Source organism: Psychrobacter sp. 4Bb, from assembly GCF_002836735.1.
Taxonomy (GTDB): domain Bacteria; phylum Pseudomonadota; class Gammaproteobacteria; order Pseudomonadales; family Moraxellaceae; genus Psychrobacter.
Genome location: NZ_PJAS01000071.1, coordinates 134,434 through 157,735, shown reverse-complemented (window position 1 = coordinate 157,735; position 23,302 = coordinate 134,434). Strand labels below are relative to the sequence as shown.

Annotated in this window: 20 protein-coding genes; 9 read left to right on the top strand and 11 right to left on the bottom strand. The window is 41.8% G+C overall.

The features are described from left to right. Positions 1-184 precede the first annotated feature (184 nt). The 3 genes from CXF60_RS10545 (at position 185) to CXF60_RS10535 (ending at position 4,356) form a co-directional block, all read left to right on the top strand. On the top strand, positions 185-1,366 hold the full coding sequence (locus tag CXF60_RS10545; protein ID WP_102091895.1) for a cation diffusion facilitator family transporter: 1,182 nt from the start codon (positions 185-187) through the stop codon (positions 1,364-1,366). Positions 1,367-1,673: 307 nt separating this feature from the next. Beyond that, positions 1,674-2,378 carry a hypothetical protein gene (locus CXF60_RS10540; RefSeq protein ID WP_102091894.1) on the top strand — a complete coding sequence of 235 codons (705 nt, stop codon included), beginning with the start codon at positions 1,674-1,676 and terminating at the stop codon, positions 2,376-2,378. A gap of 91 nt (positions 2,379-2,469) precedes the next feature. Continuing rightward, complete coding sequence (locus tag CXF60_RS10535) at positions 2,470-4,356, top strand: monovalent cation:proton antiporter-2 (CPA2) family protein (RefSeq protein WP_102091893.1); 1,887 nt, start codon at positions 2,470-2,472, stop codon at positions 4,354-4,356. A 58-nt stretch (positions 4,357-4,414) separates the two neighbouring features. Here the strand turns inward: CXF60_RS10535 and CXF60_RS10530 are convergent, their stop codons facing one another. Next, complete coding sequence (locus CXF60_RS10530) at positions 4,415-5,344, bottom strand: DUF2628 domain-containing protein (protein WP_102091892.1); 930 nt, start codon at positions 5,342-5,344, stop codon at positions 4,415-4,417. Between the two features lie 201 nt (positions 5,345-5,545). Here CXF60_RS10530 and trmB point away from each other — a divergent pair, with 201 nt between their 5' ends. The 3 genes from trmB (at position 5,546) to CXF60_RS10515 (ending at position 9,627) form a co-directional block, all read left to right on the top strand. Next, positions 5,546-6,385, top strand: coding sequence for a tRNA (guanosine(46)-N7)-methyltransferase TrmB (trmB, locus tag CXF60_RS10525; protein ID WP_102091891.1), 840 nt, complete (start codon positions 5,546-5,548; stop codon positions 6,383-6,385). Positions 6,386-7,442: 1,057 nt separating this feature from the next. Continuing rightward, positions 7,443-8,495, top strand: coding sequence for a recombinase RecA (gene recA / locus CXF60_RS10520; RefSeq protein ID WP_101205782.1), 1,053 nt, complete (start codon positions 7,443-7,445; stop codon positions 8,493-8,495). Positions 8,496-8,535: 40 nt separating this feature from the next. Next, on the top strand, positions 8,536-9,627 hold the full coding sequence (locus CXF60_RS10515) for a regulatory protein RecX (RefSeq protein ID WP_102091890.1): 1,092 nt from the start codon (positions 8,536-8,538) through the stop codon (positions 9,625-9,627). 16 nt (positions 9,628-9,643) lie between these two features. Here CXF60_RS10515 and CXF60_RS10510 read toward each other — a convergent pair whose 3' ends face one another. From CXF60_RS10510 to CXF60_RS10480, 7 genes are all read right to left on the bottom strand, one after another. Then, positions 9,644-11,101, bottom strand: coding sequence for an anion permease (locus tag CXF60_RS10510; RefSeq protein ID WP_102091889.1), 1,458 nt, complete (start codon positions 11,099-11,101; stop codon positions 9,644-9,646). Positions 11,102-11,416: 315 nt separating this feature from the next. Then, positions 11,417-12,130, bottom strand: coding sequence for a YidB family protein (locus CXF60_RS10505; RefSeq protein WP_102091888.1), 714 nt, complete (start codon positions 12,128-12,130; stop codon positions 11,417-11,419). A gap of 241 nt (positions 12,131-12,371) precedes the next feature. Continuing rightward, positions 12,372-12,830, bottom strand: a complete 459-nt coding sequence (locus CXF60_RS10500; protein WP_102091887.1) for a hypothetical protein — start codon at positions 12,828-12,830, stop codon at positions 12,372-12,374. Positions 12,831-12,882: 52 nt separating this feature from the next. Further along, complete coding sequence (locus tag CXF60_RS10495; RefSeq protein ID WP_057761419.1) at positions 12,883-13,164, bottom strand: FAD assembly factor SdhE; 282 nt, start codon at positions 13,162-13,164, stop codon at positions 12,883-12,885. A 126-nt stretch (positions 13,165-13,290) separates the two neighbouring features. After that, positions 13,291-14,184 (bottom strand): dihydropteroate synthase, encoded by an 894-nt coding sequence (gene folP / locus CXF60_RS10490; protein ID WP_102091886.1) that lies wholly within the window; start codon positions 14,182-14,184, stop codon positions 13,291-13,293. A 156-nt stretch (positions 14,185-14,340) separates the two neighbouring features. Next, a complete protein-coding gene (gene ftsH, locus CXF60_RS10485) occupies positions 14,341-16,236 on the bottom strand; it encodes an ATP-dependent zinc metalloprotease FtsH (RefSeq protein ID WP_057761422.1) in 1,896 nt (631 codons plus the stop codon). A gap of 401 nt (positions 16,237-16,637) precedes the next feature. Then, the gene (locus CXF60_RS10480; RefSeq protein WP_057761424.1) at positions 16,638-17,270 is read right to left on the bottom strand and encodes an RlmE family RNA methyltransferase; all 633 of its coding nucleotides are present in this window, start codon (positions 17,268-17,270) and stop codon (positions 16,638-16,640) included. Between the two features lie 334 nt (positions 17,271-17,604). On the opposite strand from CXF60_RS10480, the gene CXF60_RS10475 reads away from it, so the two are divergent. Both CXF60_RS10475 and CXF60_RS10470 read left to right on the top strand, forming a co-directional pair. Further along, positions 17,605-17,916, top strand: a complete 312-nt coding sequence (locus CXF60_RS10475) for a YhbY family RNA-binding protein (protein ID WP_057761426.1) — start codon at positions 17,605-17,607, stop codon at positions 17,914-17,916. A gap of 219 nt (positions 17,917-18,135) precedes the next feature. Beyond that, positions 18,136-18,909, top strand: coding sequence for a DOMON domain-containing protein (locus CXF60_RS10470; RefSeq protein ID WP_102091885.1), 774 nt, complete (start codon positions 18,136-18,138; stop codon positions 18,907-18,909). 138 nt (positions 18,910-19,047) lie between these two features. On the opposite strand, the gene CXF60_RS10465 is transcribed toward CXF60_RS10470, so the two are convergent. Beyond that, positions 19,048-19,776, bottom strand: coding sequence for a CHAP domain-containing protein (locus CXF60_RS10465; RefSeq protein ID WP_057761430.1), 729 nt, complete (start codon positions 19,774-19,776; stop codon positions 19,048-19,050). 249 nt (positions 19,777-20,025) lie between these two features. Here CXF60_RS10465 and CXF60_RS10460 point away from each other — a divergent pair, with 249 nt between their 5' ends. Continuing rightward, positions 20,026-20,541: a hypothetical protein gene (locus CXF60_RS10460; protein ID WP_102091884.1), complete on the top strand. Its 516-nt coding sequence runs from the start codon at positions 20,026-20,028 to the stop codon at positions 20,539-20,541. A gap of 298 nt (positions 20,542-20,839) precedes the next feature. Here the strand turns inward: CXF60_RS10460 and lpxC are convergent, their stop codons facing one another. Both lpxC and ftsZ read right to left on the bottom strand, forming a co-directional pair. Next, entirely contained in the window at positions 20,840-21,757 is a 918-nt protein-coding gene (lpxC, locus tag CXF60_RS10455) for a UDP-3-O-acyl-N-acetylglucosamine deacetylase (protein WP_180958134.1), read from the bottom strand. 323 nt (positions 21,758-22,080) lie between these two features. Further along, on the bottom strand, positions 22,081-23,286 hold the full coding sequence (gene ftsZ, locus CXF60_RS10450) for a cell division protein FtsZ (RefSeq protein WP_057761433.1): 1,206 nt from the start codon (positions 23,284-23,286) through the stop codon (positions 22,081-22,083). Positions 23,287-23,302 lie beyond the last annotated feature (16 nt).

Below are 23,302 nucleotides of genomic sequence, written 5' to 3'. Positions count from 1 at the left end.
CATCATGTTTACTTCGTCGTTACAGCTTCTCATGCTTGGCTATGTTAAATTTATAACTATCAAATGATATGCGATCAAGGCTCTATGCCTACTCTACCCATAGCAAGCATCACTTATCAGTAAACGTCACTTATCAGTAAACATCATCTATCGAACGCAACTATCAGCGAATTTGAGTATTATTATGAATTCAAATAATCCAAACTCTGACGAGCACAATCATAGCCAACAGCATGATAATACGAATGTGCCTAAGTACGTTCGCGAAGATGAAGAAAATAACTACACTCAAGAAAACCAAGGCCATCACGATCATGATGAGCATCTAGAGCAGACAACTACAGCACGAGATACCAAGGGCTATCAGCGTACGTTGCTGTTCAGCTTTATTATCATTACCGGTTATATGTTTATCGAAGCCATTGGTGGCTGGCTTACCGGTAGTTTGGCCTTGCTGTCCGATGCAGGGCATATGTTAAGCGATGCGATAGCGCTTGGCGCCACTTTGGTCGCATTTAAAATCGGCGAAAAAGCGGCCACTCACCAGAAAACCTTCGGCTACAAGCGCTTTGAGATATTAGTTGCTACGGTAAATGGCGCGACACTTGTCATAATTGCTTTGATGATTTTTTATGAAGCGATTAAACGCTTTAACTCACCGCCAGAAATTGCGACCCAAGGCATGCTTATCGTGGCGACTATCGGTATGCTGATCAATATTTTGGTCGCTTGGCTAATGCATCGAGGTAGTCAAGGTGGCGAGCCACACAGCCATAATCATGGTACGGATGATGCCCAAATCACAGAGCAGAAACCGAATAATGCAGAACCCGTTAACCTCAATATGCAAAGCGCCTATTTGCACGTATTGAGCGATTTATTAGGGTCAGTGGCTGCGATTATCGCTGCGCTACTTATGATGGGTTTTGGTTGGGTATGGGCAGACGCGGTGGCATCAGTAATCGTTGCCGTACTTATTTTAATCAGTGGCTACCGCGTCGTACGTGATTCTGTACATATATTGATGGAAGGAACGCCTGCCAATATATCGCTAGTCGATGTAGAGCAAAAATTACTCGAAGACTCTCAAGTACAAAAAGTACATGACTTACATGTTTGGAGTATTACTAGCGGTCTTAATGCACTATCTTGTCACGTGGTGGTCGATGGTGAAATGAGTATCCATGAATCAAATATTCTAATTACCAGTCTCGAACAAAGACTGCTAGAGCTTGGTATTCACCATGCTACTATTCAGGTCGAAAGCTCGTCTCATCCTCAGAATATCTCACATAGCGATGCCTTGGTCTGTGATATTTCGGGACAGCTACCTGATGGTAATAGTCATATTGGTCATAACCATTAACGATATATTTTCAGCTAAGTGACTGAATAAAGAAGTCAGTAACTTGAAACACGACCTAGAAAATACAAGTATAGGCATCTGATACTGGCTCATAATAAAAGTTACGTAGAATTAGAACTAGAATCTAGATCACATTAAAGCAGTCTTGATTTACGACAATCTTTTGTTTTATTCAACTTAAAAAAATTAAGTCCAAATCGGCTTATGTGGTTATAATAACTATTATAAAGTTTTGTTTAGCACCCCAGTTAATTTTTATAATCATACTTTTTGGTATTTTCACTCTATCTATTGATGATATAACACTATGTCTAGACGCTCAGCACCCTTTGTCGCCCCAGACTATATCGATGATCCTGCATCAAAAGATGGCAAAAAACACGCTAAAGTTTTGTTATCAACGCTGCAAGAAGACATTGCAAACTTTCGTAATGAACAGTTTCCACCTGATATTTTGCGACAAATCCGTGATATGCCTATTTATGAAGGCAACTTAGCCGAAGTCCAAACCTATCAACAACGTTGGCAAAATCTGCTTGAGCGTGCAAAGGATTTTTATCCAGCGGCCAACATGCCACCTGACTATCTACCGCTCCCAGCCAGCCTTGAGATACCGCAATTTATCTATCATGTTCAGCGTTTACATTTAACTAAGACACGCGCTAAAGAATCCAAAAGCTTTGGATCAGTAGGTGCTCTGACGGATAAGTGTGGTCAATATACGGATGATGAAATCGAGCGCATGACAGCAGTGCTAGAGAATGACGAGGAAGCGCGACTGGTAGCGCATCGTGAATTTATCGATCTGCGTGCTTATGTTTTTTGTCGTGATAGTAAGGGCGAGATGCTAGAGCCTGAGCGGGTACGCTTTTATCGTACTGGTCTGATTGTACATGCCCTGCCTGACTTTAAGATTGTAGATAGTCGCCAGACACCGCGTAAACGCCGCAACGATGCTTATAATAATCCGCTTGCAGACAATGGTGTGTGGAAAATTTATCGCAAAAAATAATCGATACTAGCGCGATATCGTTTTAGTCATACTGATTTTAGTCACGTCCATTTTATATTGTGTATTTTATTTAAATTTTTAAGGAGCCCAGATGTTTGCTGCTGCCGCCGGCTCACCAAATCTCATGTTGCAAGCCACTATCTTTTTGGGAGCAGCATTGCTCTTTGTCCCTCTCGGTAAACGCTTCGGCATTGCAACGGTTTTAGGCTACCTCATCACTGGACTCATATTGGGCCCAAGTGGCTTGGATGTGGCAGGCGACGCTGAAAGTCTATTGCACTTTTCAGAGTTTGGTGTGGTCATGCTGCTGTTTATTATCGGGCTTGAGCTCCAGCCTTCGCGGCTCTGGGCATTGCGCCGCTCTATATTTGTATTGGGCGGTTTGCAGGTCGGTTTGACTGGTACGCTACTAATGTGGCTATTACACCAGTTTTTCTCCTTACAACTAGATACTGCCTTTATTGTTGGTTTTGGTTTAGCGCTGTCTTCTACCGCATTTGTACTACAGATACTGACTGAAAAACAGCAGCTTTCAAGCACGCATGGTCGAGAAGCCTTCACTATCTTATTATTCCAAGATATTGCGGTCATTCCATTGTTAGCAGTCATTCCCTTTTTATCAGGGGTGCGTGAGCAAAGCTACGATTTGATTTATTTTGGTAAGGTTTTTGCTGTCTTTGCCGGACTGATTTTCGCCAGCCGATATGTGGTTCGACCCTTCTTTAAATTTGTGGCTTCTAGTGGTGCCTCAGAACTACTGACAGCGGTCGCGCTATTTATTGTGATGGGCGTGTCTATCTTAATGGGCCAAATTGGCCTATCAATGGCATTAGGTGCATTTTTGACAGGTGTGTTGTTAGCAGATTCCGAGTATCGCCATGAGTTAGAGGCCAGTATCGAACCTTTTAAAGGATTGTTATTAGGTCTCTTCTTTATGTCGGTCGGTATGCTTACCGATGTCAAACTCATTCTGGCAGAGCCCATCTTTATCATTGGCTGCGCGCTCGCCTTGATGTTTATCAAGTTTGCAGTGATTGCAGGGATTGCAAAAGTATCGGGCAATCGCTGGCCGACGAGTATCAGATTGGGCGTAACTCTAGCTCAAGGTGGTGAGTTTGCCTTTGTCTTATTCAGTGTCGCCACCGCTCAAAATGTCTTACGACCCGAGCTTGCTAACACCCTTAATCTTATCGTTACCATCTCGATGGCGCTGACACCTCTGGCATTCTTGTTGTTAGAAAAGGTAGGTGAGCCGTTATTTGCCAAGAGCAAGCCGAGCCGCGAATACGATACCATTCCCGATCATGAGCATCAGGTCATCATTGCGGGCTTTGGCCGCGTCGGTCAGATTATTGGCCGTGTACTGCGCATGCATAATATCGAATTTACCGCCATCGAACGCTCTGCAAACCGAGTAGATTTTGTAAGAAAATTCGGTAACCAAGTCTATTATGGCGACCCAAAGAACCCTGAGATTTTAAGAGCGGCAGGTATTCAAAAAGCGCGAGTGTTTATTCTCGCTATCGATGACTTAGAGCGTTCTATCACCACCGCTCAGTATTTACGTAAAAACTATCCTGAACTGATTGTATTGGCGAGAGCACGCGACCGTCAGCACTATTATCGCTTGCGTGAGGTTGGGGTGCGGCACATCTGGCGTGAGACTTATTTGTCGTCTTTGGACATGTCACGCGAATCGCTACAGTTATTAGGTATCTCACCAGAAAAAGCGCGAGAAACAGTAAAAACATTCCGTGACTATGATGATGACTTGATCGAACGCCAACAAGCTATCTATGATGATGAAGCCAGCATGATTGAATCCGCACAATCAGCAATGGCTGAGCTTGAAAGCTTGTTTGACGAAGACATTGGTAAAGCACGTAAAATGGATTTGACCGATTTTTATGAGGCGTTAAAGAGCCAAGCAACACCAGTTGAGGAAAAGAATGATACTGCAACGGACCCTAAGCATTAACCCTAAACAGTAGCTCTCAGTACTAGCAACATCTATAAACACTCGTAAAGCACAGCCCCTAATCAGCTATGCAGTTTTTAGGAGCTTGTTTTTTATTCAGTGAGCTGGTGCAATCCCAATTATCACTGTCTGGTATATGATAAAAGACCAGCGTCTGCTCGTTTAAATAGCGTATCGGAAACGTCACGTTCTGAATCGTTGCCACTACCGCACAGTCAGTTTCTGTCACGCCAGCAGCCTGAGTATCGACATGCATGCGTATTTGCTGCTGCTCGGTACTCAGGGGCAAATTTACTGGGCACTGCCCTGTCTGTTGATAAATCAACGCCACTCGATTTTGGGCATTCTTTGCAATATCATAAGCGTCAAACAACACTTCGTTTGCTTTTGGCTTGGCAATAATCGGTAAGAACTGCACCTTAATCACCAATAGCGAAAATGCAAAAAAACCAAACCCTAATGCCAGTCCGAACAAGCTAACACCGCCTTCTCTTTGCAGATGTGCCTTCTGTGCTGCCTCATCTCGCGGATGGTCATTTATCGCATCAGCGATCTCACGCCTTGCCATTCGGTAGTAATACGCATCTGTCCAGCGTGCCACCATAAACGACCAAAATAGCCAAATAACAGCGGCAATACTGATACGTGTTGCCATCTGATAAGCATCTGGCACATAGGACATCGCTATAAATTCAAAGGCGACTAGCACTAATGCCACATTAAGCTGGATAAAAGACCACCCTGCAACACTATAGACAATCGCATCCATATAGCGCTTGCGATATAGCAGCCAAGGAAAGGTGATAAAAAACGCAGCCCAATGCCATTTTGGTGACAGATAACCTTGCTGATCAAACTGCTCAAAACGTTTGAGGTAATAACGCTGGGTACGATTACCGATGAACCACTTGTCTAACTGCTTACGTTTAGTAGGTGTTAACGACTCTTGATAAAACGGTGGCGGTGAATCTGTCTCAATAAATAACATGGCAACACGCTCTACTTACTGACTCTTAGGAAAAGCACTTGAAAGATACCATTATATGATAACGCTAAAACCCATGTGTAACATAGAGAAACCACAGCACCGACCAGCAAATACGCGAAAATAGGATTGTCCGTTCACAGTTGTATGGATTTAACTTATAATAAGCAAACATCACCCACCTAATTAAGCCTTACAAATCCTATGAGTCAACATTCTGATATCAATGACAACGTCAATAGTACCGATACTATTGATGAGCAAACCCTTAATAGCACAAGCGAGCCTATCGATATCGATAACAGCACTAGCCAAGAGATAGAACCGACCTCTGACAAGCATATCCGCATCGTCAATACGTTTATGAAGCGCCGTACGCACATGAACAAAAACGCTGAGCTTGCACTAACTGCTCCAGAATTTTCTGAGTATTTGGTCAATAACAGTTTTGGTGATGGCGATCTTACCGGTATTGACAACCTACGTACGTTATTCGCCGATAGCCCTAACGGCCCAGATGCGCCGCTTACGGTAGAGATTGGTTTTGGCTTGGGCGATTCGTTTATTGAAATGGCGGCCGCTGACCCTACTCGTAATTTTGTCGGTGTAGAAGTGCATGAGCCTGGTATTGGTAAATGTGCGTATATGGCTGGCACCCAAGATTTGAGCAACGTAAAAATCATAAACGGTGATGCCATTCAATTGCTCAAGCAGCTACCAGAAAACCATATCGACCGTATTCAGCTATACTTCCCTGACCCATGGCAAAAGAAGCGCCACTATAAGCGTCGTTTTGTCAGTCCTGAACGTATGACTATCGTTACGCGCAGCTTAAAACAAGGCGGCTGGTTCCATACAGCAACTGACTGGGAGCATTATGCATTTTGGATGGTTGAAGTATTGGATGGTTTCGCTGGACTGACTAACAAAGCAGGTACAGGTAACTTCACTGAGCGTCCTGACTTCCGTCCAATGACCAAGTTTGAGCGTCGTGGCCTCGACCGTGGGCATGGCGTCTGGGATTTGATCTATATCAAAGACTGATTAATACAGCTCTACTTTTAAGTGTTTTGACAAAGCGGCTATCTGATGTAGCCGCTTTTTTTGGCCTTCTATAGGCTGTAGAAAATATCTCTAAAAATACTAGACATCCTACGCATAACTATGTCTACTGACATCTTAGATGTATATCCTGAGTCATACTCCTGACTTTTAATGCCTATAGTATGATTATGCATAAAAAAAGATAAATTTATAATTTGTGAAACATAGCACTCATAGCGCTGTTTATAGATAAAATAGCACCTGTAAAATGATAAAAAACGAAATATTGAATCCGTTACTAATACTAATAATCTACGTAAACTTATGTATTATAAGGCTTTACAGAGTTCTCCCCATAAGCTGTGGATAACCCTGTGCATAAGTCGCCACTTGACAACTTTATAGCTAAGCAACTTAAAGGATAAGGTAAAATCGTTCATTTTTTGTACAATTTATAAAACATTTAAAATCAATAACTTATATTAAATTCGTACACATAAAAAATTATTTTAAATAATTTCTAAAATAATTTAATTATTCATAATGTTTCACAATTAGCGAAAATAGTCCTTTTATTTGTTGTGGACAACTCCTAAATCTATTGACAAGCATAGTCATTATAAGGTTCAAAACAACAACGGCCTATCGCATCATTTCTATAGATTTTTAGCCGCATACCATACGACAGATAGTGTCGTCTAGCATCCCTCAACGCTCATTATAGTGCCTTGCTTTTGTTATAATTACCTTATCAAATCAACAGCGTTAAGAAGTTGAGTCGAGTAATTAGCACGCCAAGTCTGACTTAAAAACAACGATAACGACAGTATAGTACGGACTTATTTTTACTTCTCTCACTATTTAATTTTACTGTATAGTAGAACGATACCTTCGATACTACTATCTATACCAGTCACGTGACAACCTATTTTTCGATAAAACAGCCAAACAATAATTGCCGACTTCATAACAGTCAGTATGCGTTGGCCAAAGGTTTTAACAGTACCAATATTTTATTTATAGCATCAACTTAACTACCGAAAACAAGGAATCCAATATGGACGACAATAAAGCCAAAGCCCTTAAAGCGGCATTAGGTCAAATCGAAAAGCAATTTGGTAAAAACACCATCATGCATCTAGGCGATGACTCGGCCATTATGGATGTCGATGTGGTCTCTACAGGCTCTCTAGGATTAGACATTGCGCTTGGTATTGGTGGTCTACCAAAAGGTCGTATTGTTGAAATTTACGGCCCAGAAAGCTCAGGTAAAACGACGATGACCCTGCAAGCTATTGCAGAATGTCAAAAGCAAGGCGGTACCTGTGCCTTTATCGATGCTGAGCATGCGCTTGACCCTGTCTATGCACGCAAGCTTGGGGTAAATACTGATGACTTATTGCTCTCGCAGCCTGACAATGGCGAGCAAGCACTTGAAATCACCGATATGTTGGTACGCTCAGGCGCGATCGACATGATCGTGATTGACTCAGTAGCTGCGTTGACACCACGTGCCGAGATTGAAGGCGAAATGGGCGACTCACACATGGGTCTGCAAGCGCGTCTGATGAGCCAAGCCCTACGTAAAATCACTGGTAACGCCAAACGCTCTAACTGTATGGTGGTGTTTATTAACCAAATCCGTATGAAAATCGGTGTTATGTTCGGTAGCCCTGAGACTACGACTGGTGGTAACGCGCTGAAATTCTACGCCTCTGTACGTATGGATATCCGCCGTATTGGTGCGGTCAAAAACGGTGATGAAATCATCGGTAACCAGACCCGTGTCAAAGTCATTAAAAATAAAATGGCACCACCTTTCCGCCAAGCTGAGTTTGAAATTACTTACGGTGAAGGTACGAACCACTTAGCCGAAGTCATTGACTTAGGTGTAGAGATTGGAGCGGTTGGCAAAGCAGGATCTTGGTACAGCTATGGCGACGAAAAAATCGGTCAAGGTAAAGCCAACTCTGTGCTTTTCTTAAAAGAGAACCCTGCCATTGCTCAAGAAATCGAAGACAAGATTCGTGACGAAAAGCTTGGTACAAAGAAAAATAGCAAAGCCGACGAAACTGAAGAAGCAGAACAGGCTTCTGAACCTGTACAATAATGGTTTAACGATTAACCGTTGTCAGTCACTATGATTCATTATGAAAATTAAAACCTTAGCTGAAATTCTAGCTGAGTCGGGTGCCGACTCAGCTAGTTCTGTTGATAGCAAATTAAAAAAACCGTCCAAGAATTCTCATACGAAAGAGTCTAAAAAACCAGAGAAATACAGTAAACGGACTATCCGTTCAAGTAAAGATGATTCAGTCACGAATGACGCTACTATTGATACAGCGTTTTTTGAAGACTCCTCTCTTAAGTCAAAGAAAACTTCTAAATCTAAAAAACGTAAAAAGCGTTTTCATCCAGCGGCCAATTTTACCGCTGAGCCTAGTGACGCCCCTACATATCAACCACCTGAAGCGCAAACCATTAAAGAGATGCTGGCAGAAGTCAAACTCGACATTCATAATGACGAAATTAGTGATGGTTTGACAACTGGTTCTAGTGATAGCACTGAGTTACTATCCAAAAGCTCAGAACATGAAGCTGAGCTTTTTGCTATCAATGGTAGTGAAACAGACAGCCAAAACGATAACATACCAGCCGCGCTCAAAGCTTACTTACGAACCCCTGAACAAAAACAAGCAGAAATCGATGCGATTAAAGCAGAAAGTCGATTGCGTTGGCTCGCATTTTATTATTTATCACGCCGCGAATACGGTAAAGCTGAGCTAAAGCAAAAGCTGATCGACAAAGAACAAGACCCAGAGAAAATTGATGCACTGCTCGATGAGTTTGAAGAAAAAGGGTATCAAAGTGATTACCGCACTACCCTAATGCTGATACGTGAGAACATCCGCAAAGGCCGCGGACGTGGTCGGATTAAACAAGAATTCTATCGTAAGAAAATTGCTATACCAGGTAACATCGATGAGCTAATCGATATGGCAAATACTGAGTCTGATGAATTTAGTGAGTTTGTAGATGATGATGCAGACAACCTAGTTGATGGTGTAGATTGGCTGAAACTGGCGGTGACAGCACGTACCAAAAAGTATGGTAATGACATACCAGTTGAGCAAAAAGAAAAAGCTAAGCAGTTACGATTTTTGCAATATAGAGGGTTTAACACCGATATCTGCTTTGCTGCGCTCAACTATACATTAGAAACATTAGATGCACGCTTTTAGCAAATGCTTTTTAAATTTAGTAATAACCGAGTACTTTCCACCAAATGAGGCCAGCACCTATCCAAATGACTAAATTAACCACGCTCATAATCGCCCCAATGGCCCACCACTCTTTTAACGTCACATAACCAGAGTTAAAAATTACAGGCGCAGTACCAGTCGCATAATGCGTAAGCGTCATCATGATATTACCCGCTGCGGCCAAGATTAGCGCATATAACATCGGCGGTGCCCCTAACGTCAGGCCAACTGCATAGAATGCTGCAAATAGTGCGGTAATATGAGCGGTGGTACTAGCAAAGAAATAATGTATGTATAAATAAACTAAGGTCAAAATAGTTGCTGCACCTACCCAACCTACCCCAGTTGTTCCAATGAGAGACTCAATATTGCCTGCGAACCAGCTAATTAGACCAAGTTTGTTTAGATAAGCTGCCATCATAATCAGGGCACCAAACCAAACGATAGTATCCCATGCAGACTTCTCTTTGAGAATATCATCCCAAGTCAGCACACCAGTCAATATCAGTGTCGTCAAGCCAACAAAGGCCGTGGTAGTAGCATCAACACTATATTGTTCACCCAAAATCAACGCAGGAATATTCGCCCACAGTACTAACATAAGAGCAAATACACCGAACATTATTTTTTCGTGAATACTGATTTGACCCATCTCTGTCAAATTATCTTTTGCAAAGTTTTTGGCATCAGGCGTTGCTTTAACATCAGGAGGATAAATCATATAAATGATCAATGGCATGACGATTAAACAAAGCATCCCGGGTATAAACATGGCTACTGCCCACGTTGTCCATGATAACTGAATATCACCACCTGTGGCTTTATTCACCAGCTCGACAACTAAAGGGTTAGGAGCCGTAGCAGTGATAAACATACCAGAAGTAATAGGATTAGCGTGGTAATTCACCATCGCTAAGTAACGCCCAATTTTGTTTTGAGTACCCTCTTCTGGTGTCGAATGAAAACTCTGCGCAATGGATTTCATAATAGGATGAATAATACCGCCACCACGTGCCGTATTAGAAGGGGTAATAGGTGCGACCATTAGCTCAGCAGCGGCCAAGGAATAAGCCACGCCAATGGTTTTTTTACCAAAGATAGAAATGAAATAATAAGCAATACGTCGACCTAAACCTGTCTTTATCAATCCACGCGATATCATAACTGCAATACCAATGAGCCAAATCAGAGGGCTTGAATAGCTTGATAATGCATCGCTAATGGCTTGCTTCGGATTATCATTTGTGACACCGGTCAGTGCCACTAGAGTCACAGCAATAATAGCAATGGCACCAATGGGCAGTACCTTACCTATGATAGCAACAATAGTCGCGATGAATAGTGCCAACATATGCCACGCTTCTGGTGTGACACCCGTCGGTACTGGGATAACAAACCAAATTAACAAACCGACTAAAATAGCAACAGCTGCTTGAACGGGCTTGAATGGCATAAGTAATAATCCTTATGAAATCATTAGGCGATTAAAAGATGGTACCTTTAATTCAATGCTTTTAAGACGATAAAGCTATAGCTACAACCTGAGTGCTTGTCTTAGCTATTTTATAGGACTTATAGAATCCTTACGTTATTGTTTACTATTTTTAACATATACATTTAGATTATAAGTTTAATAAATAATAAAAATTTGTTAGATACGATATTTACTTTTAATTAATAAAAAAAATAGTCCATCTATTGATGGACCATTTTCTATTGTGTTTTCATTGATATGACTAATTCTGTAAATAGTGATTTTTATAAGAAACTACTTAAAATTACCAAGACGGCTAGATAGCTGGCTAATGATTTGATCTATCTCTTCATTGGCCTCAGACTCATTATCCAGATTACCATTAGGCGTTAGCTGATTCATGACCTCAGGCAATAACTCAGCGAGTCCCTGTCTTACCTCAGTTTCATTAGCACCAGTATGAGCGGCTACTTGCTGAATTTCGTTTTCGTCAAATAAACGGTTAATTTCGTCTGGATTTAAATTATCGTTTGCTACGTTATTACTCATCCAAGAGCGTGCTTGACCTTCATAGCCCATACCAGTAATTTTCGACAATGCACCGCTCAAACCACCGTTACGTTTGATCCAGCTAAGAACCATGGGCATCAATGCTGCAACGAGCATACCTTTACCACCGAACCCACTATTAGTACGCTGACCACCTAATACACTACCTAAAATATCACCGAGTCCACCAGCACCTGAACTCATACCGCCGCGCTGACTACCGCCCGTGAGACCACCAATGATGTCATCTAAGCCAAAACCATTATCTGCTTGACGGCTATTTTTTTGAGGGCTATAACCACCTGCCTGACTGCCACCGCCTAATACGCTACCTAAAATATCACCAAGACCTCCAGTCTGACGTGTTTCAGTACGTTGATTAACTGGATTGCGCTGAGCATCGTCTGGATTCATTGCACTACGTGCCACTTGGCTCACTAAATTCCCTAATAAGCTCATTATCTATTCCTCTTTTTATCGTATTGTTTAATACAAAAATACTGCTAAAAATTGTGAAACCTCATATCTGTCTACATGTTCTTTAATAACAGGACAGCAGAATTACGAGTTTTATTTTCTATTTTTAATATAACAGATTTTAATATAACAAATCTCTTTGCCCTTGGAGTTAGCTATTTTGTTATGACGTGTAGGGATTTCTCATCGTAAAAGGAAAAACCTAAGCTCCATAAATACTCAGCTATCTAATATTACCCTTACTGGTATTCGCTAAAATATTTAATTGTCGCCATTGCTCAGAATTTACTTGGTCGCGGAATATAGTCGTCGAAAACGATCTTTGATAAGGTTCAACGATATCGAACTCGATACTCATTGCCCACTTATAACAATTTATATCGACTAACTCTGCTTGCCATAACTCATCGCCGCGACCCGTTCGTATCAGTAACTGCCATTCTTTATCAACACGCTGACTGAGCGATGGCTGACTAATATGTAATAGTATCGGTCTCGATATAATCAGATAGCTTGCAACTGCTGCCGAGACTATTAAGATTAGTAAATACTGCCACAAAGTCAAAGATGCAAACCATGCTAATATCATCATAACGCCAGTCAAGCCTACATATAGCAGTGCGCGTAAATAACTGGCAGGCGTGATAGCTGTATCAATACGTAGCGAGGTTACTGGCGTCATATAAGCGTACCATGGGAAACGTTAGATATTGTACTGACCCGTTCCTTAAGACCTAAACCAAGTCTTTGGTATGGCGCCATGTTTTTATCTTATTGACCAACGCCCAGATGTCGTCCTCTTCTGGACGATTTTGATTGGTAAAATAGTCTAGCAAGTCTGGGTCTTCATGAGTGAGCATTTCTGCAAATGTTGCTTGCTCAGTAGCATCTGCTGTCAGATACAGCTCTTTGACATAAGGATCAATATAAAAATCCAATTCTTTTAATCCGCGGCGAGCTTGATAAATGATACGGCGCTGTTCATTGGTTGGTTCTGGCTGAGTGGTACTAGTCATAAATTTACTCTTATTAAATTGGATAGTCTTGTGGGTTTAGATAGTTTAGAAATAGATGTTAAGCATAGCGTATAGAATATTTATAGTCTTGAAACCTCACTATGCATTCGGACATGTAGAATGAAATTAATAACGATATGCAGACAGTTGACTCCATAAGGCCACTGCTTGCTGCATCATCGCCACATTATGCGTACGAATGATACTTGCTCCTTGTTGCACGGCTAACAGTCCAGCAGCGGTTCCTGCCGAATCACGCTCTACCGCTTGCGTCATACTTACGGATTGCACCCCACTTTTGGTCAATACTTCTGCCAAGAAACGCTTGCGAGAAATGCCAAACATCATCGGCAGCCCTAATGCTTGCAAGCTACTCAGCTGACTTAATAATGCGCAGTGATGCTCATAGTTCTTAGCAAAACCAAAACCTGGGTCGATAATGATATTGCTTTGTTTGACGCCGATGCTGACTACTTCGTTAATACGGTCGAGCAGCTCTGTACGCACTTCATCGATCACATTGTCATACTGTGCCAGATTATTCATTGTCGTTGGCTCACCGCGCATATGCATTAGCATAACAGGTATATCAAGCTTAGCCGCTAGCTCTGGCGCACCAGTACGTTTCAGTGCTCGTACATCGTTCCAAATGTCAGCACCTTCATCAAAAGCTGCCTGCATGACTTCAGGACTGCTAGTATCAATCGATAACCAAATGGCATCACCACAGTGCTGACGAATGGCTCGGACCACTGGTACAACTCGTTGTATCTCATCATCAGTCGCCACAGTTTGCGCATTTGGACGAGTAGACTCACCACCGATATCGATAATAGTAGCGCCTTCATTTATCATCTGCTGACAATGAGCGACGGCTTTATCTACTGCGTTAAACTGCCCACCATCTGAAAATGAATCTGGCGTTACGTTCAAGATGCCCATGATATGGGGCTGCGACAAATCTAAGGTTTTATCACGACTAGATATCTTGTAGTCAGGTAAGGCTTGGAATAATGACATAACCAACTTATCTCTCATAAGAACAATTTTAATTATTACTGTCTATGCTTATAATACCAGTAAATCTTATGGGGTTCTAAACCCTTCATAAAATGATGACAATAAAAAAGCCCTTTATCATAAAGAGCTTTTTGTAAAACATGAGTACGCTAGCATTTACATCGCTGGTAATGGTGGCGGTGTAGCACCCGTTGTTTTAACATCGTTTTTCGACAAGTTTACTTCGTTATGCTGGTAAACTCTTGGTGGACGCGGTTCTTCACCTGCTAGGATATCTTGCAGCTGGTCACGATCAATGGTTTCCCAGTTCATAAGTGCATCAACCATCGCATGCATTTTGTCTTGGTTGGCTTCAATCAATTCACGAGCGATATCATACTGCTCTTCTAGCATACGACGCACTTCTTCATCGACCTTCTGCTGCGTGGCTTCAGAGATAGTACGACCACCACCGCCGAAATATCCTTGCGAGTTGTCGTCATCTTCGTACACCATGATACCAAGTGCATCAGACATACCGTACTTCGTGACCATTGCACGTGCCATTTTGGTAGCACGTTCAAAATCGTTCGAAGCACCCGTCGACATTTGATTGATAAACACTTCTTCAGCAATACGACCACCGAACAAAATAGCAATGTCGCTCAACATTTTCGACTTATACATACTGGTCTGATCATGCTCAGGCAACTGCCAAGTGACACCAAGGGCAAAGCCACGCGGCATAATAGTAACCTTATGCACTGGATCTGTACCTGGCAATAGCTCAGCTACTAGCGCATGACCTGCTTCATGATATGCAGTCGCACGGCGCTCTTCTTCGCGGATTACCATTGATTTGCGTTCAGGACCCATATACAGCTTGTCCTTCGCATCTTCAAAGTCATTCATATCGACGCTGGTCTTGTTACGACGCGCGGCAAACAATGCAGCTTCGTTTACAAGGTTGGCAAGCTGTGCACCACTGAACCCAGGAGTACCACGAGCAAGAGAACTGGCATCTACACTGATTGTGTTTGGCAGCTTTTTCAAATGGACTTTTAGGATTTGTTCACGGCCTTTGATATCCGGTAAGCCTACTTGCACCTGACGGTCAAAACGACCTGGACGCAGTAATGCTTTATCAAGCACATCAGCACGGTTGGTTGCAGCAATAACAATAACGCCTTCATTGCCTTCAAAACCATCCATCTCAACCAATAATTGGTTCAATGTCTGTTCGCGCTCATCATTACCGCCGCCCATACCAGAACCACGATGACGACCGACTGCATCAATCTCATCAATAAAGATGATACAAGGGGCGCTTTTCTTCGCCTGTTCGAACATATCACGGACACGTGATGCACCAACACCGACGAACATTTCAACAAAATCAGAACCTGAGATTGAGAAAAACGGCACTTTAGCTTCACCAGCAATAGCTCTCGCTAGCAAGGTTTTACCCGTACCTGGAGGACCTACCATCAAGATACCACGAGGAATCGTTGCACCCAGTTTGGTAAATTTATCTGGATCACGTAAGAACTCAACCACTTCAACGACTTCTTCTTTAGCTTCTTCACAACCAGCCACATCTTCGAAGTTAACGTTGATTTGATCTTCGGTCAGCATTTTCGCTTTTGATTTACCAAAGCTCATTGGACCGCCGCCTTTACCGCCAGCCCCGCCCTGCATGTTACGCATAAAGAATAAGAACAGACCAATAATCAATAGAATTGGGAAGCTGGCTATCAGTAGTTGCATTAATACGCTTTGGCGCTTTGGTGCAGTTCCTTGAACTTCGACTTGGTTCTCACGTAGCATTGGCATCAGCTGGTCATCTGACACAGCTGGTCTAATGGTCTCAAAAGATGAGCCATTTTTCTTTTCGCCGGTGATCTGTTCGCCGTCGATCTCGACACTGGCTACTTGGTTTTCTGACACTGCGGTCACAAACTCAGAGTAGTTAAGGTTATCCGGCTCAGAAGATTGATCAAAGCCGCTAAACACCAGCACCAAAACGCCGATTACCACCAGCCACAATAAGGTATTTTTTACCATGTCGCTCACTAGTTATTCCCATCCCTTACTTATTGGTGTGTTTATTAAACACGTGACGTCTATAAACGTATTGCTCATTTTTAACGAATATCCTGATAATAAAAAACTGCTAAATTAAACTTATATGATTTATAGGTAGCCTAAAAATTGTTTTTATAAATAATCATTATGAGATAAACATAGATATACGATCACTGAGCTTGTAAAACGCTTATTATCAGACGACTTTGCCTAAAACGTATGCTAAAAACAAAGGTAATATACCATGATATGTGGTGCTAACCCGCATAATTCAAGCAGGTTTCACGATTATTCATTTAACAATTGACGCAGCTTTTATATCGCGATAATAACACTTTATGGTGGTTTACCCTCACGCTTACAAGAGCAGCAACCTATTGATGTTAAAACTATTTAATCGCTATCCAAAACATCTCTTTTGAGCGTGGTCGTGACGCACCTGGCTTTATACTACGAATCTTACTAAAATCCTGCTGCATCTGCTTGCGTAATTCTTGTGTACCCTCACCTTGAAACACTTTCATAATAAGTGCGCCACCTTCTGGTAAGGTTGCAAGCGCGAAGTCTACTGCTAGCTCACATAAGTACATCATACGTGGCTGATCGATAGCGCTATTTCCCGCAGTATTGGGTGCCATGTCAGACAATACCACGTCGACTTGTCTATCACCCACTTCTGCCATAATAGCGTCAAACACTTCAGCTTCACGAAAATCGCCCTGAATAAAGGTCACATCAGGCAAGGTATCCATGGCCAAAATATCAGAGGCAATCAAGATACCATCGTCACCTACCAATCGACCAGCGACTTGTGACCAGCTACCAGGCGCACTGCCCAAATCCACGACCGTCATGCCTTTTTTGATCAGGTTGGTTTTTTCATTAATCTCTAATAATTTATAAGCGGCACGGGCACGGTAGCCATCTTTTTGAGCTTTCTGTACATAATGATCGTCAATATGCTCTTTCATCCAAGCACTGCTGCTCTTTGATAGTTTTTTGTTTTCGATACGCGTGGCCAAAATACCTGCTCCTATTGCTTTACCAAATCTAGCTGCTTTAATTGCTCTATCACTTACAAACTGATATTAATCCGTTGCGGATTGTTCTAAATACGATGTTAATCAGATTTTTTATTCATGGTTGGTTGCAAACTGACCAAATTCTATTGGTTAAATAACTGTTTTATAAGGCAGTAGCGTTTATAATGTACCAAACATTCAGTTTAACATTTTCGTCACGTAAAATCGTGCAAAATCCTGCTGATCTCATGCAAGATGGTCACAGATTATCTATAATGATCAATAACTGTTTTTGACAGTACCATTTTTATTTTTACCAACACCTAGGAATTCTATGCAACTCGATAACGCTACCATCAAACGTCTAAAAGGCATCGGTCACGAGCTAAAGCCTATCGTTATGATCGGCAACAAGGGTATTACCCCAACCATCACTGAAGAAATCGATCGCGCGCTAACAGATCATGAACTTATCAAAGTGAAATTGCCTGCTGGCACGAAAGAAGAGCGTGACATCGTTGGCGCTGAACTTGCTAAAGCGGCTAATGCGTCTTTGGTTCATTCTATTGGTCGTATGGCATTATTACTACGTAAAAACCCAAATGCCAACCCAAAACTGTCTAACTTAGCACGTCACGCACAGTAATATGTCATACCCGACTAGACTTAAGTGACTGGGTTTTATGTTCACTTATATCATAGCCAAACGATAATGAAATACAAAGGCCGCGACGCACCTTGCTCGCGGCTTTTATGTTTTCCGATAGTCTCGGTTATATTTACCATATAGTATTAGCGCCCTTAATCAGCATACTTTCTCTTGTCACTATCACCTCTTTACTATTACCGTCGAGATGTACCCATAATGAACCAATCTTTTAACCTCTGTATAGCCACAGAGACGATAGCGAAAGACGCTCAGCAGTTAGGCGTGTCTATAGAAGATCTTGAGAATATCTCTATCGGAGTAAGTGCAGAAATCATCCAGCAACCAGCTTTGCAACTGGTGCTGACCTATCAAGTGACTCTGCCTAGCCAAATTCTAGCCAATCAATTCAATTGGTCAACATGGCAACAAACTCAAGTAAATTTCACTGATTATCTATGGGAAGAAACGTGCCTTGAATGCTTTATTGCTGGCAGCAAGATTGCGGGCTGTAAGACTGATGCTGAAGATATCGTGGCACCTCACCAGACAGAACCGCACAAGATATCATTTCAGCAAGCAACCGCTTATATAGAGATTAATGCTAACCCTGATGGTCGTTACGCTGTTTATCAATTTAAGAGCTATCGTAACCCTGCAGCACTACCGCCAGTAGCATTGTATGAGACCGATGGAACCACACGCGCATCTATTGGTTGGAATAACCTTAAGGATTTGACAGCCTTATCAGTAGCAAGTCATTTATCTAGCACTCCAACGGTAGTGCAGTCAGCCTTTTGTTATGAGCGCAGCTTTAGCCTGCCTATAGCTCAACTACCGAATCAACAATATGCTATTGCAAACATGAAGGTTGAACAAATACATCCTTGTGTCATCTTATGGTTTGGCGAAACTGATTTATACTTCGCCTCAGGCCATGCCTCCCCGCCTGATTTTCACAATCGTGACTATTGGCCAAAATTTGAGCTTTGATTTGGTTATATGAGCTGTACTCACTTAGGCATCCCAGTTTAAAGCAAAAAAAAACCCAGTAATGTCATAAAGAGCATTACTGAGTTTGGAGAAAACTTTAGTCTTATTTAACTGATGCTTACTTCATTTAACCGATGATTATTTGTCAGCCATCGCAAGGTAGATACCACGATCTGATGCATCGTCAACATACTGCGAATCACGCCATGTCGTATAGCTGTAGTTACCGCTATATGGGCTGATGCTGTTTTGACGGAAATCAGATACCCAATCATTGCCATCAAAAATCTGGATATGACCATGTGGACGGCTTGACGTGCGGTTATAGACAACGACATCACCAACTTGTGGTGCCATGTCGTTACTGATCTTGGTAAAGCCAGCTTGGGCTAGTGTGCCACGAGAGGCGTACTGATAGGCTGAAGGGTTAGGCGTAAATTCATAACCTGCTGATTGTAATGCTTTACGTACATAGCGAGCACAGTAACCAGAGCTTCTAGATAGAGCGACGCGAGAGGCATTTGCTGCTGCAATAGCAGGAGCAGAGTTGCGGTCAGGTACACGGCTTGCTTGCTGCTGACGCTGTTCGTAAGACAAACGACTGGTCAGTGAAGCTAGTTGATATTCTTTTTGCTTAGCATGAGCGCTTAGGTTGTCAATTGCTTGACTGATCTCATCATTGCTATATACATGGGCACCACTATTAGTGCTATAGATGTTGCGACTAGAACCATAGTTCGCAGAAGTAGAAATATTTGTGATGGTATGACTCAAGGTATTATTTGGTTGAAAGGTTGTTTCGGCAGCACCACTCGTCTGTGCGATACCCATTCCCAATACTGACAAAATTAATAAAGCTTGTTTCATAAATTTACTACCTATTGTTAATACAAGTCTGCTCGTCATCCGTAACGAAGCATCAATTAATTTAGAGGATATAATCATCAAATAGACGTGATAAAATCCCTATTACAACGGTTCATTCTTTTCAAATAGTGACTAGTGCCAGTAGTACCTCCCACCTAGTCAACTATCTTATAAGCCATCTGCTATATATTGCTTTTAGCATGTCTGTTATGAGTATCGAGTTTGTCACCTATTAGATGAGTACTTACGATGTCAAAAAAACAGCCTAATCGGCTTGCCCAGCTTATAGATCATCAAGCATTTGCTGGTAGCGCGCTACCTCAAACCCTTGCTAACAACATGCGACTATATATAGAAGCAACCAACGAGATAAAAGAGCTATTGGTAGACTGTCTACCTGAAGAAATACTCAATACCTGTTGGGTTGTAGGCTTAACACCTGAGCAGTTGATATTAAGTGTTAGCTCGATGACAGCAGCAAATCATATTCGCTATTTACATAGCTCGTATTTGCAAATACTAACAGAGCAGTCAATTACATTTAAACAACTCAAGCAAATTCGCGTCGTTGTGGCTAAAAGCTCTGCCGATAATTATTCATCTAAACAATCATCAACATCATCACTACACTTGCCAAATTCTCGTAAAGCCAATGAAAATCAGGCGCTTAGCCAGAACACAAAACGGACTATATCACAGGCCGCAGAGCATGTCACCACTGATGAGAATCTCAAAAAAGCTCTTTTGCGTTTGATTAATCATTAAAAATACCGACCGTTAAATGTAAAGTTATGTAAATAAGAGCAGGTGATGGCATTGATAAAGATGGATTTTTGTAATGTATTAGATAAAAAAAATCCTTCGTTAGTTACATCCAGATTATGGATATAGCTAACGAAGGACTTAAAAATCATCTACAGCTTTTGTATTATGTGCCTTAACGGAAAATTCGTATATTCATATAGACGATATATTCAAAATATAGAATATTATATAAATGTAATTATGAGCCGTCTATGTAATATTGCGTAAATGTTTCGATACTTCCTGTATATTCCTGTATTTATCCTTCAATAACCAAATCATTGAGTGGTAAATACTCGATAGGACAGGTTACATTGTCATTAAAAGTTACAATTTCAAAGTTATCTTCATCAGACAGTATTTCACGTACCAATAAATTATTTAGAGCATGACCAGACTTATAGGCGTTAAAACGACCTAAAATTGGGTAGCCAATCAGATGCAAATCTCCCAAAGCATCTAAAATTTTATGACGGACAAACTCATCGTTAAAACGTAAGCCTTCTGCATTAAGTATGTTGGCATCATCAATAACGATGGCGTTTTCCATACTGCCACCTAATGCTAGGTTATTTTGACGTAGCGCTTCTATATCACGTAAAAATCCAAAAGTACGCGCAGTGCTTAATTGTTCGATGAAATTCTGTGTAGAGAACTGCAACTGTGCATGCTGAAAGTTCTTATCAAACGCAGGATGATCAAAATCAATCTCAAAGTTTAATTCATACCCTTCATAAGGACGTAGCTCTGCCCATTTATCTTCTAGCTTCACTCGTACAGGACGTATAATTTTAATAAACTTTTTGGCCGCTTCTTGTTCACAAAATCCTGCATCTAGTAAGAGCGCAACAAAAGGCGCAGCGCTACCATCCATAATTGGTATCTCTGAAGCAGAGACACGAATCAATAGGTTATCCACGCCTAGACCAGCGATGGCACTAAGCAGATGCTCAACCGTGCCCACGCGCGTACCACCAAATACTAAGTTCGATGACATCATCGTGTCTTGTACTAAAAACGCACTCGCTGGGATTGGTTGACTACCTTCTATGTCAGAGCGCTCGAAAACAATACCAGTGTCAATCGGCTGCGGATGAAACTCCAAGTCAACAGGCTGACCACTATGTAGACCAGTACCCGTAACGGCTATTGCTGTTTTTATGGTTCTTTGGTTCATGGTTGTCTTCTCACATATTTTGTTACAATTGACATAGTGTACCATTACCGACCCCTTATTCGCTATATATAAAAAGTGCTAATTTTCTTATCTCCTTGATTGATAACACTTATCGTCAATATCATATTGCTTATTTTTACTTTATATAGCCCATCTAATGCTACAAAACAACGAGGCTCATATACGTTTCGACAGTCATATACATATAGATTACATAGAAAACTCTCATAACTTTTCTTATAGAAAACAATTCACTTTCTTTAAACACAAAAAAGCCAGCGTTAAAACGCCGGCTTTTTCTTACTCACAGTAAATTAGAAGGACTATTTATTCTGTTGACGCTTTAAATAGTCTTGGATACTGTTTGTTTTAGTCTTAGGCTGCTCTTGAGGTGCACTTGCGCTAGGACGTGCAACGCTATCTTGATACTGCTGAGCTTGTGACTGCTTCTGACTGTTTAAAGCACTAGTATGCACGTTAGGATCAACAGGTTGCGTGCTATTAACAGAAGGTACTGGCTGCTCTACTACTTCTGGCTCTTGACCTGCGTTTTCATCTAACGTTAAGCCAGTTGCGATGACGGTTACATGTAAGTCGTCACCCATTTTTTCATCAATCACAGAACCGTAGAAAATATGAGCGTCATCAATATCAGTAATTTCTTCGACTATTGCACTGATTTTGCTCATTTCATCTAGTGACAATGACTCTGAAGAAATAACGTTAACCAGTAGACCTTTTGCATTTTCTAAACGCAAATCATCAAGTAGTGGTGATCTGATGGCTTTTTCAGTCGCTTGACGCGCACGATCATCACCGCTGGCACGACCAATACCCATCATCGCATGACCTTTCGCAGTCATCGCCGTACGGATATCGTTAAAGTCAATGTTTATCATACCTTCGCTAGCGATGGTCTCGGCAATACCTTGAACGGCATGCAGCAATACATCATCCGCTTTTTTGAAAGCATCTTGCATAGAGATGTTGCCGTATACACTCATCAACTTATCATTCGGAATCGTGATAATTGAGTCGACAAAGTTAGTCAGCTGCTCAATACCTGCTTTAGCAGCTTTGATACGCTTACCACCTTCGAATTTGAATGGCGTAGTCACAACAGCAACTGTTAATACTTCCATTTCTTTCGCAATACGAGCAACAACTGGCGCTGCGCCTGTACCAGTACCGCCGCCCATACCAGCAGTGATAAATACCATATCTGAGTGCTCAAGCAATGCGCGAATCGCTTCTTCTTCGCTCTCTGCTGCTTCACGACCGACTTCTGGATTTGCGCCTGCCCCTAGACCACGGTTCGTTTTTGCACCTAATTGCAGTTTGTGCGGTGCAGTAAGACGATCTAGCGCTTGTTTATCTGTATTGGCACAAACGAACGTTACACCTCTGATGCCTTGCTGTACCATATGTTCAACTGCATTACCGCCGCCGCCACCAACACCGAATACAGTGAAGCTTGCTTGGCCATTGTTTTGAAGCTGATTATCATCTGGCATGGTGTATTTTGACATAAAAAAGATTCTCCAG